13 protein-coding genes and 1 pseudogene are annotated in these 15478 nt (G+C 59.8%); 2 read left to right on the plus strand and 12 right to left on the minus strand.

Going from position 1 to position 15478, the window contains the following annotated elements; translation table 11 throughout:
• Nucleotides 1–1051 (minus strand): IS3 family transposase gene (locus B7444_RS16360; RefSeq protein WP_252365382.1). Its coding sequence is split into 2 segments (ribosomal slippage), with 1052 coding nucleotides annotated over them: nt 1–823 and nt 823–1051; the frame shifts between segments, so codons are not numbered across the junction. This gene is flagged as partial in the annotation.
• A 146-nt stretch (nt 1052–1197) separates the two neighbouring features.
• Here B7444_RS16360 and B7444_RS10425 point away from each other — a divergent pair.
• Entirely contained in the window at nt 1198–1608 is a 411-nt protein-coding gene (locus B7444_RS10425) for a hypothetical protein (RefSeq protein ID WP_007284540.1), read from the plus strand.
• A gap of 143 nt (nt 1609–1751) precedes the next feature.
• Here the strand turns inward: B7444_RS10425 and B7444_RS10430 are convergent, their stop codons facing one another.
• The 10 genes from B7444_RS10430 to B7444_RS10480 form a co-directional block, all read right to left on the minus strand.
• Nucleotides 1752–2864 (minus strand): Fic family protein, encoded by a 1113-nt coding sequence (locus tag B7444_RS10430; RefSeq protein ID WP_007284539.1) that lies wholly within the window; start codon nt 2862–2864, stop codon nt 1752–1754.
• Between the two features lie 263 nt (nt 2865–3127).
• Nucleotides 3128–3889, minus strand: coding sequence for a hypothetical protein (locus tag B7444_RS10440; protein ID WP_007284538.1), 762 nt, complete (start codon nt 3887–3889; stop codon nt 3128–3130).
• Nucleotides 3886–4614 carry a hypothetical protein gene (locus tag B7444_RS10445; protein ID WP_007284537.1) on the minus strand — a complete coding sequence of 243 codons (729 nt, stop codon included), beginning with the start codon at nt 4612–4614 and terminating at the stop codon, nt 3886–3888. Before B7444_RS10445 ends, B7444_RS10440 begins: the two co-directional genes overlap by 4 nt.
• Complete coding sequence (locus B7444_RS10450; RefSeq protein ID WP_146911409.1) at nt 4615–6759, minus strand: 2Fe-2S iron-sulfur cluster-binding protein; 2145 nt, start codon at nt 6757–6759, stop codon at nt 4615–4617.
• A 133-nt stretch (nt 6760–6892) separates the two neighbouring features.
• Nucleotides 6893–7456, minus strand: coding sequence for a c-type cytochrome (locus tag B7444_RS10455; protein WP_007284535.1), 564 nt, complete (start codon nt 7454–7456; stop codon nt 6893–6895).
• Between the two features lie 83 nt (nt 7457–7539).
• Nucleotides 7540–7932: a hypothetical protein gene (locus B7444_RS10460; protein ID WP_007284534.1), complete on the minus strand. Its 393-nt coding sequence runs from the start codon at nt 7930–7932 to the stop codon at nt 7540–7542.
• A gap of 80 nt (nt 7933–8012) precedes the next feature.
• Complete coding sequence (locus B7444_RS10465; RefSeq protein ID WP_018307593.1) at nt 8013–8819, minus strand: copper resistance protein B; 807 nt, start codon at nt 8817–8819, stop codon at nt 8013–8015.
• Nucleotides 8816–10648 (minus strand): copper resistance system multicopper oxidase, encoded by a 1833-nt coding sequence (locus B7444_RS10470; protein WP_035729800.1) that lies wholly within the window; start codon nt 10646–10648, stop codon nt 8816–8818. Before B7444_RS10470 ends, B7444_RS10465 begins: the two co-directional genes overlap by 4 nt.
• A 76-nt stretch (nt 10649–10724) precedes the next feature.
• Nucleotides 10725–11132 (minus strand): hypothetical protein, encoded by a 408-nt coding sequence (locus B7444_RS10475; protein ID WP_231502865.1) that lies wholly within the window; start codon nt 11130–11132, stop codon nt 10725–10727.
• Between the two features lie 2 nt (nt 11133–11134).
• Entirely contained in the window at nt 11135–11407 is a 273-nt protein-coding gene (locus B7444_RS10480; RefSeq protein WP_007284529.1) for a metal-sensitive transcriptional regulator, read from the minus strand.
• Between the two features lie 43 nt (nt 11408–11450).
• On the opposite strand from B7444_RS10480, the gene B7444_RS10485 reads away from it, so the two are divergent.
• Nucleotides 11451–13877, plus strand: coding sequence for a heavy metal translocating P-type ATPase (locus B7444_RS10485; protein WP_081603808.1), 2427 nt, complete (start codon nt 11451–11453; stop codon nt 13875–13877).
• A 92-nt stretch (nt 13878–13969) separates the two neighbouring features.
• Here the strand turns inward: B7444_RS10485 and B7444_RS10490 are convergent.
• A pseudogene (locus B7444_RS10490) lies at nt 13970–15249 on the minus strand (type II restriction endonuclease).
• Nucleotides 15250–15478: the final 229 nt, after the last annotated feature.

Below are 15478 nucleotides of genomic sequence, written 5' to 3' on the forward strand. Positions count from 1 at the left end.
AAACCATTGATATACTGGAAGATGGCGGTGGTAGCCTGACGGCGGGTTGGCCAGTTCTGTCTCCAGAGCCACTCCGCCTTCAGGCTTTTGAAAAATGTTTCGACGGCAGCGTTGTCAAAACAGTTTCCCTTTCCGGACATTGAAGCCAGCAGCCCATGGGCCAGCAGCTTTTTCTGGAAATCATGGGAGCCATACTGGCTGCCACGATCGGAGTGGAAAATGCAGCCGGGCGCCGGGTTACGCAGCCTTACCGCCATATCCAAGGCACGGATGGCCAGATCCTTTTTCATCCGATCGCTCGCGGCCCACCCGATTACGCGACGACTGAACAGATCGATGACGACAGCGAGGTAGAGCCAGCCCTCGGCAGTCCAGATATAACTGATATCTCCCGCCCATTTCCGGTTGGGGCCTTCAGCAAGGAAATTACCGTCCAGAAGGCTGGCCGCAATGTCAGACTGGTGGTGGCTGTCGGTCGTCATCTTGTGGCGACGGGTGCGCACGGGCCGGATCCCGTTGGCCTTCATGAGGCGGCCCACGCGACGTTCCCCGACATCAAGCCCGGCTTCCCTGAGTTCCATGGTCATGCGCGGCCGTCCGTAGGATCCGTTGCTCAGGGCAAAATGCTCACGGATATGCGTCAGCACCTTCAGATCGGTACGTTGGCGCTGGCAGGCCGGTCGGGATGTCCAGGCCCGGTACCCCCGTGCAGAGACCCGCAAGACCTGGCACAGCCTCTCGATTGGCCATTCATGCCGATGTCCGTGGATGAAGGCGAACCTCATGGCTTTTGGCTCGCGAAGAACTGGGTAGCTTTTTTTAGGATTTCCCTCTCCTCCCGTAAAATCCGGTTCTCCAGGCGAAGACGTTCATTCTCGCGGGCCAGATCAGCCTGAGGCCCTGATGCCGGATCGTCCGGACGATAATTCACTATCCATTTCGCCAGAGTGGATTTGCCAATACCCAGATCGGCCGCAACACGCGTGCGTGACAACCCACTGCTCAACGCAATCCTTACGGCCTCGCGCTTGAAATCTTCCGTATGCTTCATGGTTCCGTCGGTCTCCTGATACGAGCTTAAAACGCTCAGATGACCGGCACAAAACCGTTACAAGTCCAGTCTGGTCCCGGCGTCAATGCAGCGCCGTGGACCAGGCCTCGCTGCATCTGATCTGAATACCGAACAGGAAATGAATCATGTCCGAGATCACCATGGACACAGAGAGCCATTACGGCGCGGGACACCGTCTTGAAACGGCTCGCACCGAGGAGGGCGTCATGCCGTTTTTTGACGTTACCCTTATCGAACGTGTCGTGACCTCAGACGAAGTGACCTTCAGGGTCGCGGCTGCATCGGCGGAAGCGGCTGCGCGTCTCGTCCTTGCGGCGGTTCCCGATGACACGGAACCGAATGGCGTGCGCCGGGTGAGGTTGCCCGATGGTCAGGAAGGCGGTCTGGAACCGGAGGAGGTCACGCATGGCGAGATCACGGCCCGCGTGAGTTTTGCCGGCGTTGATGAATGCTGCGGTGAATTCGGTCCTTCGAGCTTTTATGATCCTGGCATCGTGGACAGGATTGCCTCTCAAATTGCAGCAATCGCAATTTGAGAACAATGCAGGATTAACAGGACGTTTTGACAGACTTTTTTCCGTCTCGGCCTGATCTCATTTTTTATCTCATCGCCCAGCCCTACCAACGCTACAGTAAATCTACCGCACTGGGACACCTCCAGTTACCCCGGGTCGATGCTCTACACCTCAGGGAAAACCAGTACGTAGCTCGTGCTTCTGCCTCCTGCTGCCTCCCTGGCCAGAATATCGCGCGATACGAGATCATTGATATCACGCAGGGCTGTATCCGGTGACGTCTTTGCAAGCTTCGCCCATTTGGAAGAGGTCAGCTTGCCCTCGAACCCGTCCAGCAGACGGTTCAGCATGAGGCGTTGCCGGTCATTGATCGATTGCCCGGCCAGATTGTCCCAGAAACGGGCTTTCTGGATGACTTTTCCCAAGACCAGATCAGCACGATCAAAGGCCCGATCCAGAGCCCCCAGAAACCAGAGCAGCCAGGCCGTGATGTCCATATCCCCTTTTTGAGTGGCCTCAAGGATCCCATAGTAATCCTTCCGCTCCTGACGGATCTGGGCTGACAGGCTGTAGAAACGCTGGTCCGTCTGCTCCGAGCGCGCCAGCATGAGGTCGCCGATAGCCCGCGCCATGCGCCCGTTTCCGTCTTCAAACGGGTGAATGGTAACAAACCACAGATGTGCGATGGCTGCCTTCAGCACAGGATCCAGCGCTTGTCCGGCATTGCACCAGTTGAGGAAGACCTGCATCTCCGCGGGCACCCTGCTGGCTGCTGGCGCCTCATAATGAACCTTCTCTCGTCCGACAGGGCCTGACACGACCTGCATCGGGCCGGTTCTGTCATCACGCCATCCTCCGACCAGAATACGTGACATGCCGTTTCGGCCGGTTGGAAACAAAGCCGCATGCCAGGCGAACAGTCTTTCTTCGGTCAGCGGATCGGCATAATGTCGGGTCGCATCCAGCATCATCTCCACGACGCCTTCGACATCCCGATCCACCGGTGCCAGTGCGCCAATATCCATGCCCAGTCGCTGGGCGATGGAAGAGCGCACCTGCTCACGATCGAGGTTTTCGCCCTCAATCTCGCTCGACTTGATGACATCTTCCGTCAGGGTCTGGAGCACGGCTTCCGACCTGAAATCGAAGCCGAGACTTTCCATACGGCCTAGGAGGCGTCCCTGCCGATGACGCACCGCGGCTAGTTCATGGGCAATGGTATCCTTGTCCCACTGAAAGCCGGGCCAGTCTTCATGCTGATGAATGTATCGCGCCATATTCCCTGCACTCCTTGCGGAGAATATGGCGCTTAATCACCGCAAACCGCAAGGCTATATCCGCATGATATGCGGAAAATAAGTGAGTTCTTCCACCCATCTGTTCGAAACTCGGAAGAGAAGTCATCAATGAGTCAAGCCCCCATGTCACTACAACTGGTCTTCCGTGAATCACCGATCGCATCCGTTGGGAATCCATATTCCGAATTTTCTGCCAAAGTAGTGCTAAACACGTAGGGTAAGTTTTCGTGACTCAGTCAAGATTAATGGTGCTTATACCACCCGTATCCTCGAATATTGTTCCACGCATCGGTGGTATGACACGCATAGCAATGCTCCACTGGCGCATCCTGATGTGCCACGTGCTGCGAAATCATTTTAAAATGCATCATGTAATGGCTGGGCGGCGCCTTGTGACATTCGTTGCAATCCGTCGATGTCTGATCGGCGGGATGCTCAAATGATGAGATCAACCACGTATTTGTAGCGTGGCAGGTCGCGCAGTCAGGGCCAAAGCGTGCGCGATGAGGATCGACGTTGGAGTGACAGCTTGCGCAATTCAGACGCTGGGCGGAGTTACCAACCGGAAGATGCCCGACCGGCATAGATGATGCCCCGACGATCCCCACTGCCTGCAGTTTTGCGACAGTGTCTGACCAAAACTCCGTCCTTGTCAGCGCCCCGTGATCCATCATGGTCATGTGTGGCCTTTCGCCGTGCTCCACATGACAGGAGGTGCATTGCGTCGCCGCAACATGAAACCGGGTAGATTGCTTATCGGCGAACGACGCCAGAGAATGACATGTCACGCAGTTATTACTCACAACACCTGAAAAGGGCTTGTGACAGGTCTCGCACTGGCTCGCTATAAACTGATGCGCCTTCGAGACCGGTCCCGGACTCACCAGTCCTTCCCAGCCTGGAATGGCGTTACTGCCGGAATGATGCATGGTAAGCGGCACCGCCACACCAACGATTAAGGCCGCGGCCGCAAAAATCGTATAGAGCAGGACGACGGGCTTCATATCCACCTCAACCCGTAATACACGCCCGACCAGATATGAAGAACCAGCAGAAAATAGAGGATCGTCGCAAGAACAATGTGGACCTTACGCCATCGCCCGAACAATGAATTCACGACGTTCTCCGATCTGACAGCGTACTCGACATCTGCCAGCGCGGAGGCGATGGTGGCTTCGCTATCCAATGCACCCCGCGTACCCGGATAGGCCGATGTCAAAAGAAGACGCTGAACGATGTTGCGGGGCGCATCCGACGTCTCGGACATCAGATGCGCCATCCCGGCACCGGCAAGTGCGGCGCGAAGTTGTGCCAACTCCTGGGCGCGGCCACGCAGTCCACGGCCGATCTGAATCAACATGTAACGTCCGACATAGCCGCTGATGACGAGGACGAGCATGATGCCGGTGAGGGAAATCCCCATCGGGCTGTCGAATTTGTGGGCCGCGTGGATCAGGCCGAGAATAGGAGCCAGAACGCCGGCATAGATATGCACCGACAGCAGAGTGCGGCTCTCAATCCGAGGTGCAAAATAACGATGCACGACAGGAATCCGCTTTCCCGCCACATAGATCAGCGGCACCAGCATCAGGATGGCGGCGGAAATGCCAATCAGACTGCCGGCCAAGCTTCCGGGAAAGCGCGGTGCGACATGCACCAGAAATCCCAGCGGAAACAAGACCAGCAGGACAACCAGAGCACCAACGACAATTGCGCTGCGTTCCTGCATTTATGCCTCCACCACAAGCGGGCCACCGGTCGTCTTCGCCTGGCAGGCCAGGATGAAGCCCTTGGCCTTGTCGGCCGGATCGAGCCCATCCTCAACCGCCATTGTCACCTGGCCTTGCAGCAGGTGTGTCATGCACATGCCGCAGATCCCGGACCGACAGGAGGATGGAATAGTGACGCCGGCCGCGTCCGCCGCGTCGAGAACCGATTCATCCAGTTGCAACGGGGCCGATTTCCCCGATGTGGAGAAAGTAATGGTCGTCGCCGCAGGGGTGGTTGCTGGCGACGAGGATCCGCGTGTCGGCGTTGCAGCAACGGCCGCTGGTGCCGGCTTCATCGCAGCCGGTCCGAATGCCTCGCTGTGAACATTGGCAGCCGGTACGCCAAGATCCGCCAGCATCGTCTTCATGCTCGCCATCATACCTGGTGGCCCGCAGACATGGATGCGTCGGTTTACAAGATCAGGCACTGACTGCTGGAGCAACTCCTTCGTAATGCGCCCTTCTGGTCCAGACCATTCAGTTCCCGGCGATCGCCGCATGGTCGCAATTACACGCAGCTTGTCGTTACGGCGTTCCAGCCATTCGATTTCCTGGCGAAAGACATAGTCCGCGCTTTCATGCGCAGAATAGACAAAGTAGATGTCGCCCGGCCAGACGATGTCGGTCAGATATCTTAGAACTGCCATCATCGGCGTAATGCCAACGCCACCGGACAGCAGGACAATGGAGTCCGCTTCCTCACCGGTAAAGGTAAACATTCCAGATGGACCAGCAATCTTCAGAAGGTCGCCTTCCTTGACCGTATCGTGCAGGTAACGCGAGACGAGGCCCTGTTCTTCGCGTTTGATCGTCAGTTCCAGATGTTCGATTCGACCCGGCGATGATGCGATCGTGTAGGATCGGGTCGCGGGCTTGCCAGATGTCGGCTCGATCGTGAGCTGGACGAATTGGCCCGGTTTGAAATCGAATGGAATCCGCCCCCCAGTGGCCGGAACCAGATAGAACGTCACGATCGCCGGCGTCTCCCGAATGATCCGGGCCACTTTCAGACTGCCACGCCAGAGCCCCTGCCGAGGTGGAATAACGGTCGACACGACGGTCCCATCGCCTGAACCCGGAGTGGGTGGCACCGGTGGCTTAGGGCCGTTGTTCATCGGCGATGGGGGCGCAGGCGGTGAGGGGGGCTGCGGCACAGACACCCTGGTGGCATTGAGGATCTCCTGCACCCGGTGCAACCGCAGCACCTGCAAGATCAGCAGAGCGATCGATACCAGGATCAGGATCGTCATGAACACCAGATGCGCCGGGGTCAGGCCAAAAAATATGCTGTTCTGCTGACGTGTTTCAGCGGCCGGCAAACCCATCTGCGTGTTGAACCAGTTGAATGCCACGATTTGCGGGTTCACGAGGCCCGTAGCAGCTGCCCGCGCGGCCATGCCGCTATCGAGCAGTGAGACACCCTCGTGGATATCTTGGCTGGACCGCCGCATCGCTTCCAATGACATAGACTGACCGGCATCGACCGATGCGGCGCCGATCTCGCGAAGGCCATCCTGCATCCGTTGCGCTGCGATGTCGGCCAGCATCTGACGTTCCTCGCTCGTCAGGTTCGGGTGCGTCATCATGAAGGTGTAAAGCGGCGTACGGCCACGAGCGCCACAACAGCCTGCGTCGGCCTTGTCCGACCCGGGAGTTGCACTCAGGGCCTGCCCTGCCTCAGGCAGCATGCGCCCCATCATGCCTTCCATGCCCGCAGGCTTGGACGACGATCCACCAGCGTTGCCCATGCTACTCATGTCACCCATGCCCGGGTGATGGCTCGCATGCTCGTCACCACCCATCGACATCATGCTGCCCATGTCGGACATGCCTGAGTCGGGTCGAGCGGGGGGCGTCTTCATTCCGCCGGACGATTCGGCACCCCGGTCGGCATCCCGGGGCGCTGCCATAGGCCCATCGTCCTCCGGCTGATCCCGCCGCAGCGCCAGAGAAGGTGGCGGACTGCCTGCCGTAGGCCCCGCCATAGTGCCGCTGGACATGGCCGGAACAGTGGGAGACTCACCCGGAGCCTGAGCGAGTCCCTCTGACATGCTGACGAGCAGCGTCATGATCACGACACTCACGCTCGAAAAGATGCGCCTCATGGTTTCTCCAACACGTCATCATCCTCGGCAAAGCGCATACCGACCCATTTTCCGGACGTCGTCAGGAATAAGAAATTACTATACGGGGGTATGGCATATTTTCCTTGATCTCGATCAATTATCGCAGCGGCATCTACGGTCGGGGCATCGGCATATCCATGTCGTGATGCGTATGATGTCCGCCAGCTGCTCCTGCCTGGGCGACCAGCGCCTGGTAGTCAGAACTGTTCATTCCCGGAAGGCTCCCGAGAAACGCAACGATGTTCCAGAGATCATCATCACCATGATCCGCCCAGGACGGCATGCCCGACATCTTGATGCCATGCTTGAGGATCCAGAACAGTTCGCCCGGTGTATAGCGTTGCGCCACATCCTTCAGAACCGGCGGCTTCGGATACATCCCCACCGCCATATCCTCGGCCTCGACGCCCGGCGCGGAATGACAGGAGGCGCAATGCGTCGAAAAATGCGATGCGCCGCCGACGAGCCGTGCCTGCGTTTCAAGATCGACAGGTGCGGTAATGCCCTCGGCGTGATGCCGGATTGAATGGAGGCGTGCCGTTTCCAGAACACGATAGGTCAGCCGCCAGTGCGGCGAGGTGGCGCCCACATCATACAGGCCACCGAAAACGACGGTCGCTCCTGCGCCGATCCCAAACAGCAGGATACCGGCGAACCCCCAGATCAGTCTTGTCATACGTGCCTCCTTGTCATACGTGCCTCCCTGGGCCTTTCCAGGGGCGACGCTGATGGCGCCGCCCCGCTCCGGTCAGGACCCGATCAGCGCTGATGAACCGCGTCAGGCATGCCCTGCGGCCCCATCGGCATCTTCATGCCGCTTTCCTTGTCACCGCAGCCCATTTTCATCTTGTGATCTGACGGCGCCATGGCGTGGCCGTTCGACATATTCATGCCCTTCATCTTCATACAGTCTCCCATCTTTCCCTTCATTTTCATGCCGTTCTCCATGCCCTCCATGCCGGAACCGGACATGCCGTCCATTTTCATCTTGTCGTGGTCCATCCCCGACATGCCGGACATGCCCTGCATCCCGGACATATCCTGACCCTGCGGCTGGGCCGGTGCCGGAGCGGGGGTCTGGGCATGCGCAACCGAGACCGTGGCCAGAAGTGCGGCCAGAGCGGCCGAGAACCTGAAATTGATAGTCAGCATTTGTAAGTTCCTTATCTTTTGTTATCTGAAACGGGGCCGCACGGAGCGCCCCGCAACGACTTCACATCGGGCAGGAGCGGTCAGAACCACGTCCTGATCCCGAAGGTGAAATTCAGGTCCTGGACACGCTCATTCCTTGAACGCGCCATGTCGGCGGCCTGACCGAACGTGCCGGAGTAACTCACGCCGATATAAGGCGCGAATTTCCGATGCCATTCGTAGCGAAGCCGCAATCCCGTATCGATATCGGACAGCCCGGTTCCGACGCCGCGCGCACGATCGGACGCGGAATAGAAGTTCATCTCGACCTGGGGTTGGAGAATCAGGCGATTAGTCAGCAGGATATCGTATGAGCCCTGCAGACGCCCCGCCGCACCCCGGTCGCTGAAATAGGCCGTGGCCTCCACATTGAAGAAATATAGAGCCAGTCCCTCGACCCCGATCGCGCCCCAGGCCCGTGTGGGGCCGTTGTCAATATCGAGACGCACGCCAGTCTGGACATCGAAATACCGGGAGATGGCACGATCATAGAGGGCCTCATGATCTCCATCACCGAACTTGCCGTTTGTGCCGACCGTGCCTTCGGATTTCAGCCAGAGCTTGTCGTAGTCAGTGCCGAACCAAGCCTGCCCATCGTAACGGAACTGCCCGCCATCGGCACCAAAGCGCGCCTCGAACTGGTCGAGCAGCGCATGCATATAGATGTTATGGTCCATGACCGGCTGGATGCCGTTGACATAGACCACGGGCGCGGGAGCCGAGGCGGTCTGCGCTTCCTGGGTTCCTTCGCTCTGGCGTGCCGGGACTGACTGGGCGCGTCCCGTGCCAGGTACCGCGGTAGCCAGTCCAGCGGCAAGGACCGTGCCACCTATCAGACCCCGGATCACGACACCACCACCGTGCGGAACATGCCCACCTCCATGTGGTAGAGCAGGTGGCAGTGATATGCCCACAGCCCGGGTTCGTCCGCCGTGACCAAGTAACTCAGCCGCTCACCCGGCTTGACGGTAATCGTGTGCTTGTAGGGTCGGCAGTCACCCTGCCCATTTTCCAGTTCGCTCCACAATCCATGCAGATGGATTGGATGCTCCATCATCGTGTCGTTGATCAGGACGAAGCGCACCCGCTCGCCCAAAGTCAGACGAATCGGTTCCGCTTCCGAGAACTTCTTGCCGTCGAATCCCCAGATGAAGCGTTCCATGCTGCCGGTCAGGTGCAGGGTGATCTCGCGCGACGGCGGGCGTGGGTCCGCGCCCGGGATCGTGGCCCGCAGATCGGCATAGGTCAGAACGCGGCGACCATTATTCTCCAGCCCGTCGCCCGGCTCCGCCAGCCGGTTGATCGGCATCATGGCGACACTCTGCACCGCGACGCCGGGTTTCAACTCTGTTTTATGCCGCGACGCAGCCGCCATGCCCGACATATCCATCGCAGCGGCTCCGGGTCTGTTAGCCTCCTTCATGTCCATGTGATCCATGTCCATGCCGCCGCCGGCAGGGGCATCACCGGGCTTCCCCGGCGAACTCCCCATCTCCATGCCCGCCATGCCGCCCTTCATGTCCATATTCCCCATACCCATGTCGGTCATGGTGCGCAGAGGGCGCGGGTCCATGGGGGGAACCGGCCCGGCAAGGCCCGAACGGGTGGCGAGCGTGCCGCGCGCGTATCCGGTACGATCCTCGGCCTGGGCAAAGACTGTGTACGGTCCATCGGCGGTGGGGCTGACAATTACATCGTAGGTTTCCGCTGGCCCGATGCGGAATTCATCGACCGGGATGGGCTCCACGTCATTACCGTCGGCCTGAACAACGGTCATCGTCAGGCCGGGAACCCGCACGTCGAACAGCGTCATCGCCGATGCATTGATGAAGCGCAGGCGTATGCGCTCGCCCGGTCGGAACAGGCCCGTCCAGTTTGCAGCAGGCGACTGGCCGTTGATCAGGTAGGTGTAGATGATGCCCGACACATCCAGAATGTCGGTCGGCGCCATGTTCATGGCACCCCATTGCAGGCGATCTCGGATCGTCGCACCCAGCCCCTGCCGATGTGCGTCACGGAAGAACGTGTCCACCGTACGCTGGCGGAAATTGTAGTAATCGCTCTGGAATTTGAGGTTGGAGACGATGTCCTCAGGATCGACGTCGGTCCAGTCGGACAGGACCATCACATAATCGCGGTCGAAATGCTGCGCGTAACCGTCTCTCGGGTCGATGATCAGAGCCCCATACAGGCCCGTCTGCTCCTGGAAGCCGGAATGGCTGTGATACCAGTAGGTGCCGCTCTGATGCAGCGGGAAGCGATAGGTGAACGTGTCACCCGGCGCGATCCCGCCAAAGCTCAGACCGGGCACGCCGTCCATGTCGGCCGGCACCCGGATTCCGTGCCAGTGGATCGAACTGGGCTCATCCAGCCGGTTGGTGACATTCAGTTCGACTGTGTCGCCCTGACGCCAGCGCAGGATCGGCGCGGGCGTGGAGCCGTTCACACCCACCGCGTGCATGCGCGCACCGGTGATATTGATCGGTACAGAACCGATCGTAAGGTCGAAACGGGTGCCAGGCAGCGGGTCGGGCCGCCCCGACGCCGGTGTATAGACCGAAGCGTAGGCGCTCGCGCTGCCCTGCGGGAGGGCCAGTGCCGCTCCCCACAGGCCCGTCCCGACGACGAAACGACGGCGCGTGATCGCGCTCCGTCCCGCAAGGGATCGTATTGACATGAATAATAGTCCGCAAAAGAGAGAAGGCGGAGCCGGTCATAGGTCCATGACCAGCCCTGAGACTGTCAGAACAGAATCAGGCCATCTCTCTGGGCGGTGGCAGGGCCGGCGCGAACCCATGACCGACGATGCGATCCGAGCGAGACAGGCCGAAAGGTGCCGTAACACCTGAGTAATCAAACGCCCTGGTCACGGAGGGCGGCATCAGCCAATTGGCGACGCAGGCACCCTGGGCGCAGCAATCGCCGCAATGATGACATGGATGATGGTCGTGGCACGGTTCATGATTGCAATGTGCGGTCGTCGTATCCGCACGGGATGGCATCTGCATCCCTGGCATGTCGGCCATCGGCTGGGTAACCACAGCAACTGTAGAGGGCAACGTGGCGGCATGACCCGGCATGACGGATGCCAGCATCAGCCCCACCTGCAGAAGCAGGCAGGCCAGCAACCGTCCCAACCGTATCGCGCCGATCTCTTGCACGTCTACCCCGTCATCTTGCTGACCGTTTCGATCAGTTCCCCGATTTTTTCCTGACGCTCCACCGGATCGCCGGATTCGATCGCCTCTACAACGCAGCCCGCGATATGTTCGCGCAGAACAAGCCCCTCGAGCCGATGCAACGCCGCCTTGGCGGCCCGAAGCTGAAGCAGAACATCCACGCAATAGCGGTCTTCGTCCACCATTTTCTGGATGCCACGCACCTGACCTTCGACCCGTTTCAGGCCCTGCGAAATCTTTACCCGTGACTGCCTCATTGCACTATACCCTACAGGGGCATACCTTGAAGTGCAAGCGATTATGGCATACTTCGACGCCGCGGCTGGCGGCCACAAGCAAGGGGGCTTCATGACGAACGACAATACAGCAGCTTGCGCGTCCCATCTCCATGGAGAGGGTCCCACCCCGGCAGCGACCGGAGTTGACGCGCACCTGGTCAAGGATCCTGTGTGTGGCATGACGGTCGATCCCGCGACGGCGACGCATCATGCCGACCATGATGGCCGGACCTGGTATTTTTGCAGCGCGCACTGCCAGACAAAGTTCGAGGCCGCCCCCTGTCATTACCTGCACAAGGCGGACACGACGCCCATCAAGCCTCAGCCCAGGCGGGCCGGGATGATCTGGACCTGCCCGATGCACCCCCAGATCCGACAGGATCACCCCGGCTCCTGCCCCATCTGCGGCATGGCGCTGGAACCGGAGGAGCCATCCGACGCCGACATGCCCAACCCGGAACTCGTGGATTTCAGCCGGCGCCTGTGGGGAGCGAGCATATTGGCGGTCCCGCTCGTCGTCATCGCCATGGCGGCGGATATGGGAGGGCTGGCATTTTTCGATGGCGGCCTGACGAACTTGATTCAGTTGGCGCTTACGGCACCAATCGTGCTGTGGGCCGGCTGGCCGTTCCTCGAACGCGGCTGGATGTCTCTCCGCACCCGGCATCTGAACATGTTTACGTTGATCATGCTGGGCGTCGGCGCGGGCTTTCTCTACAGCATCGCCGCGACAGTAGCCCCTGGCCTGTTCCCTGCTGCCTTCCGCATGCATGACGGGTCGGTCCCGGTCTATTACGAAGCCGCAGGTGTTATCGTGGCCCTGGTGTTGGCCGGGCAGGTCCTGGAACTGCGCGCCCGCGCCCGTACCAGTCGCGCCATTCGCGCCCTGCTGGATCTCGCACCGAAAATCGCACACCGGGTCGGCGCGCAGGATCGCGAGGACGACGTACCGCTGGCCCAGATCGTGCCCGGCAATCGGCTCCGCATCCGGCCGGGGGAAAGCATCCCGGTGGACGGCACCGTCATGGACGGGCGCTCCAGCGTGGACGAAGCCATGCTGACAGGAGAGCCAGCACCTGTCGCCAAGGGCCCGGGTGACAAGGTGACGGGCGGAACCATCAACGGCACCGGCAGCCTGCTGATGACGGCCGAGGCCGTCGGCTCGGACACAATGCTGGCCCGGATCGTCAGCATGGTAGCGGCCGCCCAGCGTACGCGCGCACCGATCCAGGCGGTGGCGGACCGGGTCTCCGGCTGGTTCGTGCCGCTGGTCGTGCTTGTGTCCCTGCTGACCTTCGTTGTCTGGCTTCTGGTCGGTCCGCAACCGCGCTTCGGACACGCACTGCTGAACGCCATTGCGGTCCTGGTGATCGCCTGTCCGTGCGCGCTGGGCCTGGCCACTCCGATGTCGATCATGGTCGGCATGGGACGCGGGGCGCGAGCTGGCGTGCTGGTTCGCAACGCCGAGGCCCTGCAGGCACTGGATACGGTCGATACGCTGGTGATCGACAAGACCGGCACCGTAACGGAAGGCAAGCCCCGGCTGATCGCGACCGAAACATCAGGTGCATGGGATTCCAGCATCGTCCTGCGACTGGCGGCATCACTGGAAACACAATCCGAGCATCCGCTGGCCCAGGCGCTGGTCGCCGCGATGACGGAGCAGGGCCTTCAGGCCGCGCCGGTCGGGGATTTCGCGTCTCAGACCGGCCTGGGCGTGACCGGCACCGTGGACGGGCATGCCGTCGTCGTCGGAAACCAGGCCCAGATGCGGCAGCAGGGCATCGATGCGTCGGCATTGATCCCTGTCGCGGACACCCACCGGGCGGAGGGCGCGGGCGTCATGTTCGTCGGCATCGACGGACAGGCCGCTGGGTTGCTGGTCGTGGCCGATCCGCTGAAGACCGACGCGAAGGAGACCATCGCGGCACTGCACGCAGCCGGCATGCGGATCGTGATGCTGACGGGTGACAATGCCCGGACTGCGGAAGTCGTGGCCCGGCAGGCGGGAATCGACGAGGTACATGCCGACCTCAAACCCGAGGATAAGGCCGCGATCATTCGTGACATGCAACAGAAGGGAGCCCGTGTCGCCATGGCGGGCGACGGCGTCAACGACGCGCCGGCCCTGGCCACCGCCGATATCGGAATCGCCATGGGCACAGGCACCGATGTCGCCATCGAAAGCGCCGGGATGACACTGGCACAAGGCAGCCTCGCCGGACTGGTACGCGCCCGCCGCCTGGCACAGGCGACGATGCGCAACATCCGGCAGAATCTGGCATTTTCTTTCCTGTTCAATGGGATCGGCATCCCACTTGCCGCAGGTGTCCTGTATCCCGTCTTTGGCCTTACGCTGTCGCCCATGTTCGCGGGAGGCGCGATGGCCCTGTCATCCCTGGCCGTCGTGACAAACGCACTGCGGCTCAATGCCCTGAGACTTCGATAAAAGCAGATTGCCTATTTCGTTCGGAAGGCATGCCTATCCGCGACAGGAACCCACACGAAGCGATGACCCGTTCATTACAAGAGCATAGATTTTCACGCAGGGATCAGCAGATGGGATATAGCTTGAATGGGTTTCATACCCTGCCCAAAGCGCTCAATGGCCTTACGATCCTTCTCAAGCGCCCCGTAAGGCAGATACCGGACTTTCAGATCGGCAATCCTGCTGAAAGCCGGTCGCCGCAGTTGTTCCCGCACATCGGCTTCCCGCTTATCCGGCGCAACAAGGAACAGTCCCTCCAGGGCCTGCGCCTCTGACCCGAGAGCAAGATCCAGCATCCGCACGATGCCGGAATAGATGGTCGTTGAATGCTCAACCTCGAAGGCTGCCACAATCCTGTGGCTTTCCCGACCGAGCCACAGAACATCGATCAGGCGCACGGATTCCGCTCCCTGCGTTTCCGTCGTGAACCCCGGCAACATCGACAGACAGCCATCTCCCAATTTACCGTCCTGCCATGGACGGCCACGATCATTGGCAGCAATCCAGACATCATACCCTAGGGAAAGCCCCAGATCGCGAAGCCAACCCTGAATTTCGGTATGGGTTTGATCCGTTTCCCGCTCTGCGGCGAGTATCCGGGCTTCTTTTGCGCTCTGCTCCCTCACCTGGTGAAGATTGGCTTCCCAGAGTTTTCGCGCTGTTTCATCATCATTGAGAGGCGGCGCCGTATAGCGTCCGCTTCCGACGTCAAACAGCAGTCCTCCAATGGCGCCCAGATCATTGGACAGCAGCGAACGATAAGTCGCATTCAGCTTCAGGATGCCCTGCCGCATGGCAAGATATTCCTCCCAACGCCCCAGCTTCACCTTTGATCCGGTCAGGGCATTATAGCCCTTCACGATCGCCGTATTGAAAGGCGGCATGATTGTGGGGTGCAGGAAATACAGCAGATTGGCGACGGCTGGTCCCAGTCCCTTTATCTTGCGGGCATCAATCGCATGAATGGCCGAGACCACATGCTCTTCGGTATTGCAGCACAGACAGGTATCAAGAAGCAGCCCGAATGCTTTCTGGTTGGCAGGATTTTCGTAGATATCGGGAATGCGCAGCTTCGGCTTCCACAGGAAGGCGTGATCCGCACCCTTGAAAATCTGGCGCTGCTCCGCAATCGAATGGACGACCGTTTCCAGAGAGGAACCACGATAGGCGACCCCGAATGTGCTCTCGGCTATCTCGGCAACGACCTGCTGCAGACCACGGCGGATAGACCGAAAATTCTTGATACGTTCGTCCCACAGAAACCAGCTCTGATAGGTCCCTGCCGGATCGTCCCGCCAGCGAAGGAGATAAGGTCTAGAATCAGGTCGGTCATCAATCCAGAAACTAAAATTACATTCGTTTCTAAGCCTGATTGTAACAGCGGCTCACGTCAATGCGGATAATCGCAAGAGGTTGCGCGGTATGATACCCCCGCTTTGAACTTATTTCCCCTAAACATCTGGAATTAAAAAATTCTCTAGAAGATGGCCTCAGTTTACGCATAGCAAAACCCCGCTGAGTCAGCGACTTAGCGGGGTTTCAGAAACTGTAAGTGGTTGCGG

Source organism: Gluconobacter thailandicus F149-1 = NBRC 100600 (assembly GCF_000964465.1).
Classification (GTDB): Bacteria; Pseudomonadota; Alphaproteobacteria; order Acetobacterales; family Acetobacteraceae; genus Gluconobacter; species Gluconobacter thailandicus.